The 21865-nt window shown below is 45.1% G+C and carries 23 protein-coding genes; all 23 read right to left on the bottom strand.

Features of this window, described 5'->3' with window-relative positions; translation table 11 throughout:
• Positions 1–25: 25 nt before the first annotated feature.
• The 23 genes from trpA to NSQ29_RS05590 all read right to left on the bottom strand — a co-directional run bounded on the left by trpA (position 26) and on the right by NSQ29_RS05590 (position 21627).
• On the bottom strand, positions 26–850 hold the full coding sequence (gene trpA / locus NSQ29_RS05700; protein WP_341124530.1) for a tryptophan synthase subunit alpha: 825 nt from the start codon (positions 848–850) through the stop codon (positions 26–28).
• Complete coding sequence (gene trpB, locus NSQ29_RS05695; protein ID WP_042190170.1) at positions 847–2046, bottom strand: tryptophan synthase subunit beta; 1200 nt, start codon at positions 2044–2046, stop codon at positions 847–849. Before trpB ends, trpA begins: the two co-directional genes overlap by 4 nt.
• On the bottom strand, positions 2043–2720 hold the full coding sequence (locus NSQ29_RS05690; protein ID WP_341124529.1) for a phosphoribosylanthranilate isomerase: 678 nt from the start codon (positions 2718–2720) through the stop codon (positions 2043–2045). The genes trpB and NSQ29_RS05690 overlap by 4 nt, the downstream gene beginning before the upstream one ends.
• Positions 2713–3543, bottom strand: coding sequence for an indole-3-glycerol phosphate synthase TrpC (gene trpC / locus NSQ29_RS05685; protein ID WP_341124528.1), 831 nt, complete (start codon positions 3541–3543; stop codon positions 2713–2715). The genes NSQ29_RS05690 and trpC overlap by 8 nt, the downstream gene beginning before the upstream one ends.
• On the bottom strand, positions 3533–4573 hold the full coding sequence (gene trpD, locus NSQ29_RS05680; protein ID WP_341060072.1) for an anthranilate phosphoribosyltransferase: 1041 nt from the start codon (positions 4571–4573) through the stop codon (positions 3533–3535). Before trpD ends, trpC begins: the two co-directional genes overlap by 11 nt.
• A gap of 39 nt (positions 4574–4612) precedes the next feature.
• Positions 4613–6178, bottom strand: a complete 1566-nt coding sequence (gene trpE, locus NSQ29_RS05675) for an anthranilate synthase component I (protein WP_340971559.1) — start codon at positions 6176–6178, stop codon at positions 4613–4615.
• 332 nt (positions 6179–6510) lie between these two features.
• Positions 6511–6885 carry a chorismate mutase gene (aroH, locus tag NSQ29_RS05670; protein ID WP_341124527.1) on the bottom strand — a complete coding sequence of 125 codons (375 nt, stop codon included), beginning with the start codon at positions 6883–6885 and terminating at the stop codon, positions 6511–6513.
• On the bottom strand, positions 6879–7982 hold the full coding sequence (aroB, locus tag NSQ29_RS05665; RefSeq protein ID WP_341124526.1) for a 3-dehydroquinate synthase: 1104 nt from the start codon (positions 7980–7982) through the stop codon (positions 6879–6881). Before aroB ends, aroH begins: the two co-directional genes overlap by 7 nt.
• A gap of 2 nt (positions 7983–7984) precedes the next feature.
• Positions 7985–9154 carry a chorismate synthase gene (gene aroC, locus NSQ29_RS05660; protein WP_042190184.1) on the bottom strand — a complete coding sequence of 390 codons (1170 nt, stop codon included), beginning with the start codon at positions 9152–9154 and terminating at the stop codon, positions 7985–7987.
• Positions 9155–9367: 213 nt separating this feature from the next.
• Positions 9368–9529 carry a hypothetical protein gene (locus NSQ29_RS05655; protein ID WP_170880309.1) on the bottom strand — a complete coding sequence of 54 codons (162 nt, stop codon included), beginning with the start codon at positions 9527–9529 and terminating at the stop codon, positions 9368–9370.
• Between the two features lie 107 nt (positions 9530–9636).
• A complete protein-coding gene (locus NSQ29_RS05650) occupies positions 9637–10440 on the bottom strand; it encodes a CheR family methyltransferase (RefSeq protein ID WP_076284563.1) in 804 nt (267 codons plus the stop codon).
• A 27-nt stretch (positions 10441–10467) separates the two neighbouring features.
• Positions 10468–10911 (bottom strand): nucleoside-diphosphate kinase, encoded by a 444-nt coding sequence (gene ndk / locus NSQ29_RS05645; protein WP_042190188.1) that lies wholly within the window; start codon positions 10909–10911, stop codon positions 10468–10470.
• Between the two features lie 99 nt (positions 10912–11010).
• Entirely contained in the window at positions 11011–11979 is a 969-nt protein-coding gene (locus NSQ29_RS05640) for a polyprenyl synthetase family protein (RefSeq protein WP_340971565.1), read from the bottom strand.
• On the bottom strand, positions 11976–12836 hold the full coding sequence (locus NSQ29_RS05635) for a menaquinone biosynthetic enzyme MqnA/MqnD family protein (RefSeq protein ID WP_076299575.1): 861 nt from the start codon (positions 12834–12836) through the stop codon (positions 11976–11978). Before NSQ29_RS05635 ends, NSQ29_RS05640 begins: the two co-directional genes overlap by 4 nt.
• Before the next feature lie 4 nt (positions 12837–12840).
• On the bottom strand, positions 12841–13443 hold the full coding sequence (locus NSQ29_RS05630; RefSeq protein WP_042190195.1) for a UbiX family flavin prenyltransferase: 603 nt from the start codon (positions 13441–13443) through the stop codon (positions 12841–12843).
• Positions 13440–14315 carry a UbiA-like polyprenyltransferase gene (locus NSQ29_RS05625; protein ID WP_042190197.1) on the bottom strand — a complete coding sequence of 292 codons (876 nt, stop codon included), beginning with the start codon at positions 14313–14315 and terminating at the stop codon, positions 13440–13442. Before NSQ29_RS05625 ends, NSQ29_RS05630 begins: the two co-directional genes overlap by 4 nt.
• A complete protein-coding gene (locus NSQ29_RS05620; protein WP_143764070.1) occupies positions 14308–15060 on the bottom strand; it encodes a demethylmenaquinone methyltransferase in 753 nt (250 codons plus the stop codon). The genes NSQ29_RS05625 and NSQ29_RS05620 overlap by 8 nt, the downstream gene beginning before the upstream one ends.
• A 3-nt stretch (positions 15061–15063) precedes the next feature.
• The gene (locus tag NSQ29_RS05615; RefSeq protein WP_341044231.1) at positions 15064–15978 is read right to left on the bottom strand and encodes a heptaprenyl diphosphate synthase component 1; all 915 of its coding nucleotides are present in this window, start codon (positions 15976–15978) and stop codon (positions 15064–15066) included.
• Positions 15979–16047: 69 nt separating this feature from the next.
• Entirely contained in the window at positions 16048–16590 is a 543-nt protein-coding gene (locus NSQ29_RS05610) for a hypothetical protein (RefSeq protein WP_340971569.1), read from the bottom strand.
• A gap of 94 nt (positions 16591–16684) precedes the next feature.
• Entirely contained in the window at positions 16685–16933 is a 249-nt protein-coding gene (gene mtrB, locus NSQ29_RS05605) for a trp RNA-binding attenuation protein MtrB (protein ID WP_042190204.1), read from the bottom strand.
• Positions 16934–17050: 117 nt separating this feature from the next.
• Positions 17051–17323, bottom strand: a complete 273-nt coding sequence (locus tag NSQ29_RS05600) for an HU family DNA-binding protein (protein ID WP_036676223.1) — start codon at positions 17321–17323, stop codon at positions 17051–17053.
• Positions 17324–17699: 376 nt separating this feature from the next.
• A complete protein-coding gene (spoIVA, locus tag NSQ29_RS05595; RefSeq protein ID WP_042129583.1) occupies positions 17700–19178 on the bottom strand; it encodes a stage IV sporulation protein A in 1479 nt (492 codons plus the stop codon).
• Positions 19179–19575: 397 nt separating this feature from the next.
• Positions 19576–21627, bottom strand: a complete 2052-nt coding sequence (locus NSQ29_RS05590; RefSeq protein ID WP_341124525.1) for a serine hydrolase domain-containing protein — start codon at positions 21625–21627, stop codon at positions 19576–19578.
• Positions 21628–21865: the final 238 nt, after the last annotated feature.

Raw genomic sequence — 21865 nt, 5'->3', positions numbered from 1 at the left:
CTATACACAGGTCAAAATGACACTGTTATGGTCTTTTTAATTGTGCCACAAATTCTCGAATTTGCAACAGCCCCTCATTCCGTGTAGCGGGATTATCGAGCAGCGGAATGACCTCTTCTATTTTACGAACAATCGCACTACCTACTACCACGCCATCGCAAATCTGAGCAAAGCGGGCAACCTGTTCGCCAGTTGAGATCCCAAATCCTACAGCCACCGGCAGATCCGTAGCTTGACGCACGGAATCAATAAACGCCTCTACATCAGCATGGAAAGTGGATCGTTCCCCTGTCACACCTAACGAGGATACACAATAGATAAATCCACTCGCACCTGAGACAATCTTCGCAATACGTTCACTTGAGGTCGGTGCAACTAGTGGAATGAGATTAACGCCAACTTCACTACTGCAGCGACGCATCTCCTCTGATTCCTCGACAGGAAGATCTGGAATAATAAGACCACTAATCTCATGAGCATTCAGTTCTGCGAAAAATGTATCCAGCCCCATTTGCAGGATAGGATTGTAATAGGAAAACAAAATAAAGGGCAAGCTGCTTCCGGCTTGACGAGCTTTTAACGCGGTCTCCATACAGTTACGCAGGTGAACCTCCCCCCGCAGAGCTCGTGCAGACGCTCGCTGAATGACAGGGCCATCTGCTAGCGGATCAGAGTAAGGTACTCCCAGCTCCAAAATGTCTGCACCTGCCGCCTCCAGTTCTGCGATGATGGCAAGCGTAGTCTCCAGATCAGGGTCTCCAACCGTCAGAAAAGGAATTAATGCCGTCCGTTCTTCAGCTTTAAGCTTCCGGAATACCAAATCCATCCGGTTTGTAGTTTCGGTTGTCATTCGTTTCCCTTCCCTTCTGTGTACGCCATGATCGATTCCACATCTTTGTCTCCCCGGCCTGACAGGCAGATAACAACAATATCATCCTTGGTAAGGGTTGGACCCATCTTCACTACATGGGCTATCGCATGTGCTGACTCCAAAGCTGGAATAATACCTTCCGTTACACATAGCAGCTTCAGTGCATCAAGCGCCTCTGCATCCGTAATCGGAACATATTTTGCGCGTTCGATATCTTTTAAATAGGAGTGTTCAGGACCTACACCAGGATAATCCAGCCCTGCGGAGATGGAATGAGCCTCTGTTACTTGACCATGTTCATCCTGCAGAAGGTAACTCATCGAACCCTGGAATACGCCATGAGTCCCCTTACTCATCGTCGCCGCATGAAATGGTGTGTCAATTCCCTTGCCTGCTGCCTCAACACCAATCATACCGACACCTTTATCCTCTACGAATGGATAGAACATGCCGATAGCATTACTACCGCCGCCTACTGCAGCAACAAGCACATCCGGCAGTCTTCCTTCAGCCTCCAGAATCTGGCGCCGCGTTTCATCACCAATAACCCGCTGAAAGTTACGAACCATCATCGGATAAGGATGTGGGCCTACGGCAGAACCGAGAATGTAAAAAGTATCTTCCACATTGCTAACCCAGTAGCGAAGCGCTTCGTTGCCGGCATCTTTTAAGGTACGCGATCCGGAAGTAACGGGAATTACCTCAGCACCAAGCAGCTTCATACGGAATACATTGAGTGCCTGGCGACGAGTATCCTCTTCCCCCATAAACACCTTACATTCCATACCAAGTAGGGCTGCAACTGTAGCAGTAGCTACACCATGCTGACCAGCTCCGGTCTCAGCGATCACCTTGGTTTTACCCATCATTTTAGCCAGAATTCCCTGACCAATCGCATTGTTAATCTTATGAGCACCCGTATGATTCAAATCTTCACGCTTCAAATATATTTTTGCTTCTCCCAGATGTTTACTTAGACGTTCCGCATAATACAGTGGGGTCTCCCGTCCGGAATATTGCTTTAATAGATAATCTATTTCTTCTTGAAAAGCAGGGTCTGCCGAATACTTCTCATAGGCTTCCTCCAGCTCAATCAATGCAGTCATCAAAGTTTCGGGCACGAAGCGCCCTCCGAATGAACCGAAACGTCCATGCTGGTCCGGTACTTGTGTCATGATTGCTTCACCCTTTCCACAAAAGCTGTCATTTTAATAATATCTTTAAGGCCTTCACTCTCTACTCCACTAGATACGTCTACTCCGTACGGAGCATAAGTATCTAGCAATTCTCCTACGTTATTAGGATGAAGTCCACCAGCCACAAATAACGGCAAACCATTTCGTAGCGCGATTTCCTGATAATCAGGCAACCTCTCCCAAGCGAACGTGCGCCCAGAGCCGCCGCTCTGCTGAGGATCATAAGTATCTAACAATACAGCATCAACGAAGCCTGCGTATTGTTCCAATGTATATTTGTTATCAGCGTCATCACACTCTTTATCAGCAACAGACAATGCCTTCCACACCTGAACTTGTGGAAAAGCTTGCCGAACCTTTTGACAAAAGGCTGGACTTTCCTGCCCATGTAGCTGAATGACAGCTAGTGACACAACGGAGAGCAGTTCGCTCAGCTCATCCAGCTCTGGATTAACAAAAACCCCAGCAGCTTTAGGTTTTTCACTAGTCTTCCATTGCGGAAGTTCAGCAATCAGTTCGGAAGCACGCTCCAGAGTAACCCTGCGACGACTAGGAGCGAATACAAATCCAATATAATCTAGTGGTAAGTGTAACATAGATTTTAGCACTTCAACGTCCTGAAGTCCACAGATTTTTACCAATGTCTCAGCCATGCTGGACACGGTCCTTTCCATTTGGAAGCATTCCTAGCAATCCATTTACCGCTTCTTCTACATTTGCTTGACGCATTAGATATTCCCCTACGAGGACCCCGTGAGCGCCAGTCGTTCTTAAGTAGTCAATATCACTTGGCCCTGCAATTCCGCTTTCACTGATCACAGGAACCCCTTGAGGTACTAGTGCTGCCAGCTCTGCCGTTGTCTCTAAGGACGTCTCAAAGGTACGCAGATTACGATTATTAATACCCAGCAGAATATTAGGATGTGTTATCTTGTCTGTACTTAATACCACCGCAAGCTCATTCCGATCATGAACTTCGATTAATACATCCATTCCAAGTCCAGTAGCTATTTCTATAAAATGAGACAGTTTATCCGGTGTCAAAATAGCAACGATTAACAACACCGCATCTGCTCCAAGAATACGCGCTTCATAAATTTGTTTCTCATCGATAATGAAATCTTTGCGTAGCAGCGGCAGATTTACAGCTTCCTTCACGTGCTGCAAGTAAGCAGCGCTTCCCTGAAAATAATCCGTATCCGTCAAAACAGATAAACAATCAGCGCCGCCCGCTTCATAACCTTTTGCAATGGAAACAGGATCGAAATCCTCACGAATCAGCCCTTTTGAAGGGGATGCCTTCTTTACCTCCGCAATCAAACCTATATCCCTGTTCTTCCCCTGGGTCAGAGCCTTACGAAAGCCTCTAGTCTGAGGGAGTGCTGCTATATCACGTTCAGCTTGAGCTAGAGAAAAGCTATTACTGAGCGCCTCCACCTCTTTGATCTTTGTAGCGACAATTTTATCAAGATACATAATTAAGCTCCTCCGTCATCACAACAAGCTGTTTCAGCTTGGATAATGCCTTACCCGAATCCACTACTTCTTTAGCTTTCTCGACGCCTCCGGCCATGGTATCTGCCAGACCCGCAACATATATACATGCTCCTGCATTAGCTAACACGATATCTCGGTAGGGATTGATCTCACCTTGGAGCACAGAGGTAATAATTGCTGCGTTCTCTGCTGCGTCTCCACCCAAAACAGCTTCAAGTGGATGTCTGTTAAGACCTAATCCCTCCGGAGTAATTTCATAAGTGCTCACTACACCCTCTTTTAGTTCAGACACTAATGTAGAGGCTGAGATGCTGATCTCGTCCAGACCATCCGAACTGCTTACAACCATTGCGCGCTTGGAACCCAGCTCCTTCAGTACATTAGCCACCGTCTCCGTCTTATTTCGGTCATAAATCCCTAGGAGCTGACGGTCAGCTCCAGCGGGATTCGTAAGAGGACCCAGCATATTGAAGATCGTACGTACACCAAGCTCCTTGCGAGGAGCTGCTGCATGCCGCATCGAAGGATGATAAATTTGTGCGAATAAAAAGCAAATGCCGATACGATCCAGACATTCTCGGGCTTGGTCTGCATTCAGATGAATGTTTACGCCAAGGGCTTCAAGTACATCCGCACTTCCCGCTCTGCCTGAAGCAGAGCGATTTCCATGCTTGGCAACTCTTACAGAAGCCGCTGATGAAATAATTGCTGAGGCGGTTGAAATATTAAATTTATGGATGCCGGAACCGCCCGTACCACAAGTATCTAACAAGCGTGCGCGATCAGTCAGTACGGATGTGCCGAACCCTCTCATAGCTTCTGCAAAACCCGTAATCTCCTCCACGGTTTCTCCTTTAATTCGTAAAGCGGTCAGCAGTGAACCGATTTGCGCTTGTGAAGCATCTCCTAGCATTATAGCACCCATTATATCCCGTGCTTCTGTACGTGTCAGATTCTTGCCTTCGATTAGTCCGGCGATTCCTGATTGAATTAATTTCGTTGCATCCATAATGTTCTTCCTCCCAGCCTTAATGAGTTACTATATAAATCAAACCACTTGTTCAGGGGTATATTCGTACATATAATCTTGGTTGATAACTTGTTTTTCTTTCACTTCGGTTGGAAACATAGCTTCTGCCATACGAATAGCTTTCAGCATGCCCTTCGCCTTATTCACCGTTTCTTCATACTCTTTCTCGGGAACCGAATCCCAAACGATACCTGCTCCGGCCTGTACGTACGCACGACCTTTCCGGAAGATGATGGTACGAATGGTGATACAAGAATCCATGTTTCCTGAGAACCCTAAATATCCAATTGCTCCGGCATAAGCACCTCGAGCTTCTTTTTCCAGCTCTGCTATAATCTCCATTGCTCGCAGCTTCGGTGCCCCAGAAACCGTTCCGGCAGGCAGACAGGAGAGAAAGGCATCAAAGAAATCTTTATCCTCACTGAGCGTGCCTGACACATTCGATACCATGTGCATGACATGGGAGTATCTTTCAATCTCCATAAAGGAATCACATTTTACTGAACCAAATTTGGATACTCTCCCTAGATCATTACGACCCAGATCAACAAGCATCAGATGTTCCGCACGTTCTTTTTCATCCTCCAAGAGCTCCGCAGCAAACGCCCGGTCTGCTGCTTCACTGTCACCCCTTGGTCTAGTTCCAGCAATCGGCCGTGTCTCCACACGATTTCCATCTACCTTTACGAGTGCTTCAGGTGAAGTACCAACAATAATCTCCTCGTCCATTTTCAAATAGTACATATAAGGAGAGGGGTTAAGAGTTCTGAGCATCCGGTATACATGCAATGGAGAAACTTCCGTTTCAATATGCAACCGCTGTGACAATACCACTTGAAAAATATCGCCTGAGCGAATATATTCCTTCGCCTGTTCTACATTGTTGATGTACTGCTCTTTAGTGAGATTAGAATGAATCTCTCCAAGCTCGATATCCTGCGGAATGCTGCGACGATTCACATTTTCCTTAGGGCCTTCTTTTTGTAGATCTTCGGCCATAGCCTCCAGCTTACGACTCAGACTTTCATAATTGGATCTGATATCCGAATCTGTATCTCCGTCTTTTACATGCAGGTTACCAACAAGCAGAATCTGTTGCTTCACATGGTCAAAAACAATGATCCGATCGCAAAACATAAATCTTATATCATCCATTTGGAGATCATCCACAGGATGCTGAGGTAACTTCTCATAATATTGCAGCAGATCATATCCGAAAAATCCGATAGCCCCTCCAGTAAATGGAGGCATTTCGTCAAGCTTAGGACTACGGTATGAACGAAGTAACGCTTTAAGCTCCTCAATCGGCTTTCCGTATAGTTGCTTCTTCTCTCCGCCGACTTCAACGTTAATTGCACCCTTTTTACCGGATATCATCAAAAAGGGATCGCTACCGATGAACGAATACCGTGCCCATTGTTTTCCACCCTCTACACTTTCAAGTAAGAACGCGCGATCACGTTCAGCGAAACGTTGGAATAATCGGATAGGTGTTTCCATATCCGCGAGCAGTCGCTTTACAACAGGAATCAGATTATAATCCCGCGACAGCTTTACCACCTCTTGAACACTTGGATTCGTCATTGTTAGATGCCCCCTTAGATATATGAATGGTTCCGAAATACAAAAAAACCCTCTACCGAAGTAGAGGGTTTGTGTAAGTAAGTATATGTTTTTGAGCATGGATTAGCATAATTATGTAGTGTTTACAGACTTATCCCTAAATAAGATATATCACTGATAAATGACTTCAGTGCATATCAAAATAAAGACTCTGCTTACACGATACATGCTAATCTAAAAAACTTCTCGCACTCTGCTCAACTATACTCATCTCAACTAAACTAAACTCTTCTATACTCGGCTAACTACACTATACATGATGACGAGGGTCATTGACAACCCACAACTATAATTTAAGACTTGCTCTCTGATAAATCCGGACGTAGCTTCTGAGCCTCATTCAGATAAACGTGGCGAATCTCACGCTGCGATTTATCCGTATTAATCTGTACCATCAACCGGATACACATCGGCAAGCTTCCTTTAACCGGGATTTCCGTTGAACACATAAGTGGAACCATTTCCCAGCCTTCAATCTCACGAATAGCTCTTGCAGGAAAAGTAGCATCCAGATCATTGGTCATCGTAATCCATACATTGCTTATATTCTCAGCTATAACATCATTACGTTCTACGATCTCCCGCAGCAATACAACGGTCTCACGTAAAATCTCTGCCTCTTCGTTCTTAGTCACGGTTGTTGCTCCGCGAATTCCTCGGTTTACCACGGTCTTCCCTCCTTCTTAAGCTCTGCGAGAACCTCTCGCACAAGCGACTCCTGCACATCGTTCACAATGCTTACAGAGCCTATGGAATCAGGCACGATAAAGGTCATCTTGCCTTCCTTGAATTTCTTATCATGCATCATAGCGTCCATCAGTTCATCTTCATCATACTCGGAAGGAAGCCGTACAGGCAGTGACAGCGCGGTCAGCATAGATACAGTATCCTCATAAATGGAAGTATCCCGCCCAAGCTTCGCAGCCAATAGCGCTGAACCCGCCATCCCAATCGCAATCGCTTCTCCGTGCAGAAACACACCATACCCACCAACTGCTTCAATGGCATGTCCAATCGTATGTCCAAGGTTCAATATCGCTCGAAGTCCATGCTCACGCTCATCATTCGCCACTACATCTGCCTTAATTGCACAGCCACGCTCTAAAGCATAACCTAAGGCTTCGACATTCAGCTCTAGCAGCTCTTCGGCATGATCACGACACCAATATGCGAACTCTTTGTCCACGAGGAGACCGTGCTTTACCACTTCAGCCAGACCTGATGACACTTGCCGTGCTGGAAGAGTACTTAGTGTATCCAAATCGTAGAGTACCATTGACGGTTGATAAAAAGCACCTATCATATTTTTGGCTAATGGATGATTGACCGCCACTTTACCACCCACACTACTATCATGAGCTAGGATTGTCGTCGGAATTTGCAGAAAGCCGATTCCACGCATATAGGTTGCTGCTACAAATCCTGCTAAATCGCCAACCACGCCGCCGCCTAAAGCTAGAACTGCTGAATTGCGGTCTAATCCTGCTTGAATCGCGGTTGTCATGACTTCTTCATACACGGCTAATGATTTAGAGGCTTCACCTGCCGTCATTATGTGACTAACCACAGTATAGCCGTGAGAACGCAAAGCTTCTTCAAGAGCCGGCAAGTACCTTGGCGCTACTTCAGTATCACTCACTACTAACAGTGGACTACGCTCCGAAAATCCGGCCTCAGCACAATAATGGGCGATGTCCTTTAGTAAACCACTACCGATAAGAATAGGATACGAGCGGTCGCCCAAATCTACATTAATAGTACGCATAATTAGTAGCTCTCCAGCTGTGATAGGTAATTTTCATAGTTCGCTTTAATTTCTTCCAGTGAGTCGCCACCGAATTTATCAAGGAATGCTTTTGCGATTTCCCAAGCCACTACGTTTTCCAGAACAACACACGCCGCTGGAACTGCACAAGCATCGGAGCGTTCAACTTGCGCTGTAAATGGTTCTTTCGTGTCAATATCTACACTTTGAAGCGGTTTATAAAGGGTAGGGATCGGCTTCATGACACCGCGTACTACAACCGGCATGCCGTTAGTCATACCACCTTCAAAACCACCTAAGCGATTACTTGCACGGTAGTATCCTTTAGAAGCTTCATACATAATTTCATCATGGACTTGCGATCCACGCAATTTGCCAGCTTCAAACCCAATGCCAATTTCAACGCCTTTGAATGCATTAATCGACATTACCGCCCCAGCGATTGCTCCGTCAAGCTTCCGATCAGACTGTACATAACTGCCAAGTCCGATAGGAAGTCCTTCGACGATACATTCAACGATTCCACCGATGGAGTCGCCCTCTTCCTTAATCTGATCTATGTAGGCCTCCATCTTCTGTTCCGTTTCTTTGTCGACAACTCTAACAGAGGACTGTTCTGTCCGCTCAATCAGCTCATCGATAGGCAGATCGTTAGCAGGCGCTTCAATTTCACCGATACGAATAACTTGCCCTGCTACCTTCACGCCAAAAGCTGCAAGCAGCTGTCTGGCTACAGCGCCACATGCGACTCTGGCTGCTGTTTCGCGAGCACTGGAGCGCTCCAGTACGTTACGAAGATCCGTATGGTTGTACTTCAATCCGCCGTTCAGGTCTGCATGGCCAGGACGCGGCCGATTTACGCGGCGTTTTTCTTCGTCACTGCCAGGAATAGGCTCGATATTCATGATGTTCTTCCAGTGGGTCCAGTCTTTATTTTCTACTACCAAGGCTACTGGAGCACCTGTAGTATAGCCATGACGCACTCCACCTACAATTTGTGCCGTATCTTTCTCAATCTGCATGCGACGTCCACGTCCATAACCCTTTTGTCGACGCTGCAATTGAAAATTAAGCTCTTCAAAATCCAATGTCAAATTACTTGGCAATCCCTCAATAATGGCCGTAAGCTGGGGGCCGTGCGTTTCCCCCGCTGTTAAATAGCGCAAACTCATGCTGCGTTCCCCCTTTTATACTTTTAAACTGTAAACCGCTAAAATCCTAATGATCTTTGCTCATTATAGTATAGGCAATCCTCTTTGACAAGAAAGGGATATCCCTAAAACGACTCCATTCGCGACAAAATGAATTGGTTTTTGTGTAAAGAAAAAGCGCCATTCATACTCTAAAGAGTATGAATGGCGCTCCTCGGCTCGGTCCGGCACTTGTTAGCTTCCGATCCGCTGACTTGTTGAAGGAAATGTAGACTTACGCTCTTCCAGTTGCAGAAGGCGCTTCAATTGCATTTCTTCTACACCGAGAATTTGCCCGCACTCACGAACGGTAATAAAGCCTCGTTTGTACGCGGCAATGACCTTGCTTTTGTCCATCGGTTTAACGATCCTTTCGCTTAGCTTACAGATTCTACTACCCAGTATCACTGAACGATAGCGAAAGTATACCTATAAAAGTACACAGACGAAGGAGCAAGAAGTATTTATTTTTTACGATAGAAAAAGGTTTCCGTCGATTCAAAGCCATATTGCGCTGGCGTAAAGATCTGCTCTGTACTACCTACAAACAAATACCCGCCTGGACGTAAACTAGCCGAGAACTTATGGTAGAGCTTATTCTTCGCCTCTTCAGTAAAATAGATCATTACATTGCGACAAATGATAAGATCAAAACCCTCATCGAACTTGTCCAGCAGTAGGTTCTGTTTACGGAAATCTATGTTTTTCTTAAGCGTGTCGCTAACTTTGAATAAATGACCCTCGGGTTTAAAATAACGAGCAGCAACATCCTTAGGCACATCCTTTAAAGAACGTTCCAGATACAAACCTTGCTTTGCTTTGGAAAGCGCACCGTCGTCAATATCCGTAGCCAGAATGCCAGTCTGTCCCAATAAATTCTTATCCGATAAAATCATAGCCAGCGTATAGGGTTCTTCTCCAGTGGAACATGCAGCGCTCCACAGTTTCAATCTGCGACCAGATTGTTGTATGTCAGGAAGAATGATATCTCGCAGTACTTCCCACCGATTCGGATTCCGCCAAAACTCGGAGACATTAATCGTCATTCGGTCCAAAAATTCATAAAATAATTCCTTGTCCTTCATCATTGCGGCAAAAAAATCACTAAAGGTTTGATATCCATTCTTCACACGAAGAGTCGTTAAACGCCGCTTCATCTGCGCTTCTTTATACTGAGCCAGATCAATTCCGGTGCTTTGCTTAACATGATGAATAAACCCGATGTAATCTGAATCTGCTGTTAATGCTGCAACATTACGATCAGACATGTTAATCCCCCGCCTCCCGCTTGGCTCCTACATCCAGACTGCGATCTCTTTGTTATAAAGATTCAATTCATCTGGAGTAAAGAAATTAGCAATTTCTCGTTCTGCACTTTCAGGCGAGTCTGATCCATGAATTAAATTAAGCGGTGTATGGCTGGCAAAGTCGCCTCGAATCGTACCCGGCAAGGCTTCTCCTACTTTCGTCTTACCAATGAGCATACGGGATAATGCTACAACATCATCACCTTCCCATACCATTGCAAACACTGGACCTGAAGTTATAAAAGAAACCAACTCTCCAAAAAAGTCCTTGCCAGCATGCTCCGCATAATGTCTTTTTGCTTGGTCTTCACTAACTGTAATCAGCTTTGCAGCGACCAGCTTAAAGCCCTTATCTTCAAAGCGTGAGACAATACGCCCAATTAATCCACGTTGTACTCCATCCGGTTTGACCATCAGATACGTCTTTTCCATAGAGGCACTCTCCAATTTCCCATTAGTTGGGTTGTTTTGACGCTATCTTAACAGAATCCGAGCTTTCTGGAAACGTTTAATTTCATGATCACCAAAATACTAATAAGCTCTACCTGTTACAAAAAAGGCAATATCGCGCAGATTACGCTTAGTCTTGTTGTTTGGCAACTGATCTAGTGCAGCAAGTGCCTTCGCGATATATCGCGAAGCCAGCTCCTCGGAACGGGCAATTCCGTCTCCAGAAAGAATAAGATCAATAGCACGCCCTACTGTGCTGTGCCCTTCACGAATAGACTTCAACTCTTCAAGAAGCGGAGCTCGCAATCTTTCATCCTCCAGGCTATAAATGACAGGAAGGGTGATGTTCCCTTGCCGCATATCACTTCCTGGAGGTTTACCGATTTGCTTTTCGGTGCCTGAGAGGTCAAGTAAATCATCACGAATCTGGAAAGCCATCCCTACATTATATCCATAATTATAAAGTAGACGAGCCACCTCTGGTTCAGCATCAGCAGCAAGTGCACCTAATTGGCAACTGACTGCAATCAACAGCGCTGTTTTGCGGCGAATCCGCCGCAGGTAATGACGCACACTTTGCTCACTGTTGAAGAAGTCACGAATCTGCTCCATCTCACCGATCGACATTTCTATCATAGCCTTGGACAAAATCTGATGAATTCGCGGATTCTTCAGCTCCGTCGTCATCACCAGTGCTTTCGCATATATGTAGTCACCGGTGTACATGGCAATTTTATCGCCCCATTTGGCCTTAACAGTAAGTTCACCTCGGCGCAGTTCTGCATCGTCAATGACATCATCGTGAACTAGTGAAGCGCTATGAATTAGTTCTAGTGGTATCGCCACACGCTTCAGCTTCTCAAGATCATACTTTCCAAATTTCCCACCCATCAAAACAAATACGGGACGCAATCTTTTACCGCCAGCTTTTAATAAATGCAGAGAAGTCTCGGTTAGTAGGTCGTCATCACCCTGTACGCTACGGTACAAATCTTTTTCAATCTGATCCATGTCTCTGTTCAGTAATCCGAATATTTGCAGTCGTTTCATTCCTTCACCCGTGTCAACAGTTTATGACTCCAAATCTCCATCTTCACTGCCTGCGGCAGCAGACCCATCTCATAGGCATAGCGGAAATAGAGGTTCAGACCTTTCTGCTGCCTTTCTCCAAAATCATAGCTTAAATTGCGAAAGTACCCTTCCCAATAAGACTTAGTTCCTCCAATTGTCGAACAGGCTGCAAGTACTATAGGATCTAAATCACTTAATCCCCGCAGTTTACTCTCAGCAAAAGCTTCTGCAATCTCCGCAATGGCTTCCGGTTTGTCATTCGCAGCTTTTCGATTCACTGCCCAGACCGCAAAGGTCATCCCTAAGCCCGTCCATTCTTTCCAAAGCTCCGCCAGATCCGTAACGATATACCCTTGATCCTGCCAAGAGGCTTTAATCGCATGATCACCAATGAGTAAGCAGGCATCTGCTTGATGCATCATAGCATCCAAATCAGGATTAGCGCTAATATATTCTGGTTTATTGCCAAAAGCCTTTTCCATTAAAATTTTCAGCAAATTTACCGATGTTGCAGAAGTGTTCGTAACAGCAATCGTACCTGTACCTATCTGTGCAAGTGGCACTCGAGAAAAAAGAAAAATAGACCTCACAGGACCGTCCGCACTTACCGATAAATCAGGTAACAGCAATAACTTATCACTGGCTTCAGCATACGCAAAAGAGGATAATGCACCCACATGAATCGTTCCACGACTCATCCCCTGATTAAGAATGGCAGGTACCTCACTCACCATCTCTGCCGGATATTTCAGTGCAGAGGGATGAAAATTGTGAAATACCGGCCATGAGTTAGTATAGCTGATTTTGCCTATGATGGTGTGGCTGTTATTCTCCATCCTTTCAATCCCCCCATCTGCGAAATAATTGATGTTCAATATTAAAGCTGTCAAGCACTTTACCCACCATGAAATTAATCAGATCATCCATACTTTGTGGCCCAAAGTAAAACGCCGGCATTGCCGGAATGATCCGAACCCCCAGACGGGACAGCTTCAACATATTCTCAAGATGAATAGCATGCAGAGGTGTCTCACGAGGAACAAGGACCAGTGGACGTCCTTCCTTAAGCATAACATCAGCAGCACGAGTCATCAGATTGTCGGAGGTTCCATTAGCAACCGCAGACAATGTTCCCATGGAACAAGGCATAATAATCATCCCTTCCACACGAAACGAACCACTTGCAATAGATGCACCGATATCAGCGACAGGATGATAAAGTAGAGAACCGGGATAGCCTTTGAACTTTTCGTTCAAAAAGCCTTCCCGGTCTGATGCGATATAACCTAGTTCTTCTTTAAAAACGCGCCAGCCCGCATTACTTACTACCAAATGAACGGAGTAGCCTAGCGATAGCAACGTTTCGATCAGACGAATACCATAAATAGCACCGCTTGCCCCTGTAATTCCAACCACGAAGTTTTTCGGTTTAGTAAGCGTCATTTTTTGAAATGCACCACCAAGTCAATCAAAGTGAAAGAGAACACCACGATGCTTAGCACGCCGTTCATAGTGAAAAAAGCGGTCTGTAAACGACTGAGATCACTCGGAGATACAATATAATGCTCATAAAAGAGAATAATATATGCGAGGATCATACCAGCCACATACCACCAGCTTAAATCCGTCAAAAACAGCAGCGATACGAATCCAATCGCCGTAAGAATGTGAAACACACGGGCAATAACGAGTGCACCTTGGACCCCAAATCGCACTGGAATGGATTTTAAGCCTTCTTTAAGATCAAATTCAACATCCTGACAAGAGTATATAACATCAAAACCAGCCGTCCAAAACACAATTGTGAAGTAAAATACCATTGAAGTCCAATTCACACTACCGGTCACAGCTACCCAGCCGCCCAGCGGTGCAAGCGCAATGGTAAGGCCGAGGATAAGATGGCATGCCCATGTAAAGCGCTTAGTGAATGAATAAATAACAAGAAGGAATACAGCGATAGGTAACAGCTTAGCTGACAAAGGATTCAATTTAAAGGCTGCCCAAAAGAGCAAGAAAAACGAAATGCCTATAAAAATGACAACTTCACCGATCTTAAGTAACCCTGCAGGAATCGCTCTTCCCGCTGTGCGTGGATTCTTGGCATCACTGATTCGGTCTATCAATCGATTCAATCCCATAGCTGCACTTCGTGCTCCAAACATAGCGATTACAATCCAGCCAATTTGACTCCAGGATGGGAGGCTATCATTCATGACAACGGATCCCAGTAAAGCACCCATAAAGGCAAAGGGTAAAGCAAATACCGTATGTTCAAACTTAATCATTTGTAAAAAGATACCGATTTTCTTAAACATTCCTGTTCTCCTTGAGCCCAATATGTAATGCCGCGATGCCTCCGGTCAAGGGGAAGGATTCCACTTTTTGAAGTCCGGTTTCACGGAAAATAGTGGCCAGTTGCTCCCGGTCTGGGAACATTGCCAATGATTCTGGCAGCCATTTGTATTGCTCGTACCTTTTCGCGAATAACTTACCAAGCAATGGAAGTACACGCTGGAAATAAAAGAAATATACACCTTTAAACGGCTGTTTCATCGGCTTGGATAGCTCCAAACATACAACCATTCCACCAGGTTTTACTACCCGCTTCATTTCGTTAAGCACTTGAACAGGATCTGGCACATTGCGTAGTCCGAATCCAATCGTTGCATAATCAAACGCATTGTCTTCAAAAGGCAGCTCCATAGCATTGCCCTGCACCAGCGAAATACGGTCCTGAAGCTTGCGCTCTTCCACTTTGCGGCGACCTACTTCAAGCATACCTGCACTGAAATCCAGTCCGATTACATTGCCAGTCTGTGAGGCTTCCGCCAAAGCGATGCTCCAATCACAGGTTCCGCAACATAGGTCAACGGCCGAATCCCCGCGCTTCATCCCCATCTTCTTCATCGTGAATTTACGCCATGCCTTGTGGCGGCGAAAGCTTAGGATGTCATTCATCAAATCGTATTTTCCAGCAATACTCTCAAATACGGAATGTACAAACTGCTCTTTTGGTTTGCTGTTGTCACCCACAGCAGTTGTCGTTTTTTCCATAGTCATCCCTTAACCCTCCACGGCTGCTTGTCCTGTGACCTTCATCTGCAGGAGAAAACGATCCAGCGCGATCTCTAGCTCTCTAAGTAAACTCTCGTCTTTAACGCTTTGCAATAGTCCCTGAATAGACTGAAGCGATTGATGAAGCTTGTCCGTCAGTTGCGAATCACATTTATATTTCATTTTTAGCATCTTCCATTCCTTCTGATCAAGGTTCAGGTCTTGAAGTTGCTTACGTTCTTCCTCTGTTGCAGTCTCCATCATCTTCCAATAGCAATAGCCATTCCCTGCATTCGCAGGATCATCACTACGAAGAAGCTCAATAGCAACGGTCTCGCACTGACTGAATTCTGCCAGCAGTTTTTCCCACAGCTCCACTAAGGAGTTCTCAATCATAGGCGTAAAAGAAAGGAACAGCCGCATATTCAGCTGTACCATGTGCCGCAAGTATTGTTCAGCCGAAAGGCGTATGCCTCTCATCTTCACGTAGAGATTCGCTTTCAAGACATTGAAATCTGCAATCGCCTTACTCAAGATTCCAATCATCTCGATCTGATCACTCTTTGCAAGCAAATGGTAAAACCAGCTGCTAAAGTAATCGCCAGCTAGTACCTTCAATTGACGGGAACGCATAGGGTCTCCCCCCCGTCTATCATTCGAACGGTCAATGACCTCATGCGTGTCCAGACCTAGTTGAACAAGCGCTGTCACAAGCGTGTACAACTCTCCGGCACTTCCTTTTGCAGAAGAAGCATGATTTAGAAAAATATATAACAAATGACCCCGGCCATCAGAAAACGGCGGCAAATCCGTATGCTTCTGAATCATGTCGTAGTCGGTGTAGGGTTTAGCCAGTTGCGGTATGCAGTACGGTTTCATTTCAGCCTCCGAAGCCATTGACATAATAATAATTCGTTTGTTCACAATCTTGTCTATTATATCACATGTTTTTTTGTCACGCACTGTGGTACGCCTGAGTTTCTTTTAATCCTTTCAAGGATAAATGAACTGTTTCTTCCAGAGCTCGGTTTCACTAATGCGGAAGCCCGTTTTGAGACGATCCGATATAGGAAGATTACCCGCAGACTGAAGTTCATCTTGCAGCGTATAAGACCATTCAGAACGTCTGATATCACCAGCTAACAGCAGTCGGCGGCTACCAAGCCATTTATCTTCTACCACAATGCGAAGTAGAAGTTGATCCACATTCGAGGTTTCCTGAATAGCAAAGGAAATGGCCTGAGCCATATTTTGATAGAGTTCCTCAGGTTCATGATCGTTCCCGCTCACTTTCAGATCCAGTGACAGAACATGATCTTCCCAGCCAACGCTATCTATGGATAAGGTCAACGGAAGAGCGCCCAGAACATCAACAAGATTGTCATTGCCCAGCACTATGTTATGGCTGCCAGTAAAAGTCTCCACTGTCCCATTTCTCTGCTGTACGGATGAGTCTAAGTCTGCCAGTTTCGGCAAAATAACAGCAGAGGTCGCAGTCAAGAGTAATACGGCACCAATCAACCAGGCTTTGTTCATGGACACGCCCCCTTATCCATAGTACCCACTTTTTTAGTGGATATGATCATTCACCCTTACTATATTTTGAAAAAAAGCAGGCTATGCCTGCTTTTCAGCTTTCACTTTCCAATTGTCCGTGTTTCGTTAAAATTTCAGCTTTTCCGCGGATTTTCATTGCTGAGGTATGATCGGTAAATTGGGCAATCAACACCTCACCCTTGTCTAGCTTCTCTGTATGATGAAAGCGTGTATCCGTACCTCTAGTTAGCCCAATGACTTGAACGCCATTTTCTTTGGCCTTAACCACAATATAGTCGCTACCTGTCGGAAGCGGATTTTCGCTCGTATTTTTATCCGTCATCGCTGATCCTCCTCTAAACCTAATGTACAGCTCATGCTATTCCAAAAAACAAATGCCGCCTTGGAGGGCGGCATAGTTGTTACTTAAAAAGACTATGGGATTGATATGTAGAAATCTTTATTTGATTCCGTCTTTCAGCGCTTTACCAGGTTTGAATGCCGGTACCTTGCTTGCAGGAATTTCGATTTCTTCACCAGTTTGTGGGTTACGGCCTTTACGTGCGGAACGTTCGCGCACTTCAAAGTTTCCGAATCCAACCAGTTGCACTTTATCACCGCTTTGCAGCGCTTCTGTAATTGCTTCGAAAACCGCATCTACAGCTTTAGTAGCATCCTTCTTGGGAAGTTCAGTTGCTTCTGTAACTACATTGATCAAATCAGATTTATTCATGTTTTCTCACCTCCCTGAGTAAATTTCCGGTATCATACACTGTTTCCGTTTAAACGTAAAATATACGTGATAATCCCGTTTATTACTGAACACTGGCGCCCATAGACCTTGAAGCGCAACAAACTTATAGTAATACAGCCCATCCATAAATTCAAGCAGTTAGACAAAAAAGGAGTAGAAATTATCATCTATGCTTGCATAAACGTCCAATTGCCATCTAATTTTATAGACCTATAAGACCAGGTTAATTCTTCTTTTCAGAAAAAAAATTGAGTCAGATTCACCGTTATTATAGGAACTAGGAATCAAGTTTCGTTATTTTTACGCATAAAAAGAGTGGGATCTCTCCCACTCTTCCAATCTGCTTAAATTTAAGTTAGAGAATAATTGCAATAAGTCCGCCTGAGCCTTCATTGATGATCCGACCAAGCGTTTCTTGCAATTTGTAGCGCGCATTATCCGGCATCATCGCGATCTTGCCTTGAATACCTTCCCTCACAATGGAATGCAAGGAGCGCCCAAAAATATCGGATTCCCAAATCTTAATCGGGTCGTTCTCGAAATCCTGCATCAAATAACGAACCAACTCTTCACTTTGTTTCTCTGTACCAATGATTGGTGAGAACTCAGATTCAACATCAACACGAATCATATGAATAGATGGTGCGGTGGCTTTTAAGCGAACCCCAAAGCGAGAGCCTTGACGAATCAGCTCTGGTTCATCTAGCGCCATTTCAGCTAGTGAAGGAGCAGCAATACCATAACCGGTAGTCTTGACCATTTCTAAAGCTTCCGAGAAACGGTCGTACTCCCTTTTCGCGTGTGAGAATTCCTGCATCAGCTGGAGCAAGTGATCCTTGCCACGGATTTCAACCCCTACTACCTCCATCAGAACCTGATCATACAGCTCTTCTGGGGCATACAGATCGATCTCTGCTACACCCTGACCCATGTTCATACCACTTAGGCCTGCTTTATCGATAAAATCATACTCTGTGAACTGAGATACGAGCCGGTCAACATCCCGCAAGCGGCGAATGTCTTTTACCGTATCGCGAACGGAGTTCTCATAGCTACTACGCAGCCAGTGATTCTCTCCAAGCACCATGACCCAGCTTGGCAAGTTCACATTTACTTCATGAACAGGGAATTCGTACAATACTTCACGCAGTACGCCTGTTACATCCTCTTCGGTCATGTTTGCTGCGCTGAGTGTCATGACAGGGATATCGTATTTGATGGCTAGCTCGCTACGGAGCTGCTGTGCTTCCTCACTGCGTGGGCGAGTGGAGTTAATGACAAGCACAAATGGCTTACCCACTTCCTTCAGCTCTGCAATGACGCGCTCTTCAGAGTCCACGTACGAGTTCCGCGGAATTTCTGCAATCGTACCATCTGTTGTTACTACAACACCAAGCGTTGAATGCTCCTGGATGACCTTACGGGTCCCGATTTCTGCCGCTTCCTGAAAAGGAATTGGCTCCTCAAACCAAGGTGTAGAGATCATTCGTGGTCCATTCTCATCCTCGTAGCCTTTAGCGCCTTCTACAGCGTAACCCACACAGTCTACCAGTCGAACGTTAACCTCAAGCCCTTCCGCAACCTTGATTTGGACTGCGTTGTTAGGCACGAACTTAGGTTCAGTGGTCATAATTGTTTTGCCTGCTGCGCTTTGCGGAAGCTCATCCACAGCTCTTACCCGATCTGCCTCATTCGTGATGTTAGGCAGAACAATTGTTTCCATGAAGCGCTTGATAAATGTCGATTTCCCCGTGCGAACCGCGCCGACGACGCCAAGATAAATGTCTCCGCCGGTACGCTCGGCAATGTCCTTGAAAATATCCACTTTTTCCAAAAGAGATCCCCTCCTCATATTACTCCGAAGAAAAAATGCCTGAAGAGCATCGACTTCGCGTTCCGCCGGTAATCTGACCCTTGCAGGACATCAACCGGACTTATCGTATGCCCGCCCGAAGCCTAGCTGCTTTCGACCGGGACGTACTGGCCCCGCGCTAAACTCCGAATGCTCGGACATGCATTTGGACTAGTATCATAATATGTATCCGGAACGAATTTATGACCCATAATCGCGCATTTTGCAATGTAATTTCTAAAAATTAGTTGTGCGCGCCGCAAGGCGTCTGACGCCCGGAAGCTTTCTCATCCATCATATGAGGTAGGGTTCATTGATAGAACTAACAAAATAGCCAGCTATAATAGCTGGCCCAATCCAATATATGCGTATCTACTCTCTATTTCAGTAGCGTAATACCAAATGAAGCTCCGGCATTCCCGGCAAATACAATATTGCCCTTAATAGGTAGTACAACCTCATTGTTACTACTAATGACCGTGTTATTCACTAGGGCTCCCGTTTCATCGTATACCATAAAAGCACCTTTTGCTGGCATCTTAACTACCATTTTCTTTCCAGCCGCTGTTTCGGGAACACTGAACCATCTAGCATAACCATCAGCTTGTATCGTAGCTATCGACGATTTGCCTTTATAGAGCGGCTTCACTCCGTCCTCACTCATATACAAGGTTCCAGCCGCATTAAAGTACTCTATGCCCTCTTTGGCATAGAAAAGAATATCAAATGTATCTCGGCCCGCGATGCCAGGAATTTGGTGCTGGCTCCCAGCCGTATTTGGACCTGTTATCTTCATAGCTTTGAAATAACCCTCACTTGTCTGTATTGTTGGCCTAATCATGTTCATATAGGTGATGGAACTGAATTTCTCGTTGACTGGATAGTATAACTTACCTTCTCTTTTTGCCCATGCATCTGCGGTTTGTTTATTCAGTGCTGCAACTTCCAATTTCTCCGCCTTATATTCAGAATACGCAAGCTGGCCTAATTCAGGAACCGAAATATACTGGCTCATCCACAAATAAGTCCGTCCGTTGCTTTCCTTTACAAAATTAACCTTTGTGTTGCCTTCCTCATCAACAAAAGTTCCATCCGTGGTGTAAATAAATTTTTGTTCCGGAGCAGTCATTCCTGATAACAAGAGTTCCCCGTCTTTGATAGCTGCCTTCCACTGATCACCTAGAGTACTGTAATAACCTGCGTATTTCACAAGATCTTTTGGCATGTCAGCCTTAACTGGCTTGCCAAATGATTTATCTGGCTTGATTTCTTTAATTGCGCCCTTCTCTTTCATCGCCTGAAGGAGCAGTTCACTTGCCAGCAGTTGATTAATTGAGGAGCTCCCGCCCGAGGTAATGACTGCTGCAGCCATATTCTGTACAGGAAGCACGACGAGAGAGGATTGATACATCTGTGTATCTCCTCCTTTAACAAGAGCTTTTATACCATAATCGTTAAAAGGGAATAATCGCACACTATCCCAACCAAGTCCGTAGTCAGCAGAATTATCCCCGTCTTTGGGCCAAAATCCCTTTCTATACTCTTCTTGCTCCATGGCCTGTACTGATTTGGTTGAGAGTACATCTGCTCGCTTCCCAGTAAAGATTTGCGAGAATCGGACCAAATCCTCCGCAGTAGAGTAGACTCCGCCTGTACCAATCGCATTGGTCGTCTCCGTTGGAAGCTGCCCCTCATATGCAGGAGAGTAAAGGCCGGCAAATTTGCTTGAATCTACCTTATCTTGTGGCGTCATGGTATGGTTCATACCCAAAGGTACTGCAAAATTGTGATGAATGAATTCCGTGAAAGTCATTTTACTGACTCTTTCTACAAGAATCTCAGCCAGCGTGAATCCATCATTGCAATAAACAGAGAAAGCTCCGGGCTCTGCCTTTAATTTCTGTGTAGACAAGTGCTCTAGCAGCGTATCGTGTACGTACGTATCTGGATCATCAAATAGAAATGCACTAGTTAAAGTCGAACCCTGCAAACCGGATGAGTGATTCAACAACATGCGTGGGGTAATCTTTTTATAACGTTCATCTTCCATCTTAAAATCCGTTATATATTGTATGACAGGAGTATCGAGATTGATCTTGCCTTCATCAACTAGTTTCATGACCGCTGACGCCGTAAACATTTTGCTCGTAGAGCCAATACCATAGATTGTTTCCTTCGTTAAAGGGATTTTCCCTTCTGCGTCGTTAAATCCACTTTGTCCCGATACTTTGATCACTCCATTGTCGATCAAGGCATACTGCACGCTGGTTATCCCATATTGTTCAGTTAGAAGCGCTGCTTTCTCAGAAGCGAGCTTCTCAAGCGTCTTAGAAGGAACCTCAACTACGCTGCTAGAAGCCAACGCGCCTGTAGGGATAAGTGGGGTCAGGACTAAGGTCGCTGCAAGCGTCCATATGAATTTTTGTTTCATCTCATCTACATCCTTTTGCCTCTAATTTTATACGGTTACGATTATTTCATGATTTATTTCTAGCTTGAACTGAATCTCCTTTCTTACCTTCATTCTAGCAATCCAGTCTTACGCGCCATTAAACTGAACCTTAATTCCATCTACGATTTATGTAAGACAATTAAGCTTCTGTTAAGGCAATATCTGAACAACACAAAAACGCCTAATCCTTCGGATATAACCGAAGCTTAGACGCTCT

It is taken from the genome of Paenibacillus sp. FSL F4-0236, from assembly GCF_038000135.1.
Taxonomy (GTDB): Bacteria; Bacillota; Bacilli; order Paenibacillales; family Paenibacillaceae; genus Paenibacillus_AQ.
Note: the sequence above shows the minus strand (reverse complement) of the source record. Positions and strands in the feature narration are given on the sequence as shown.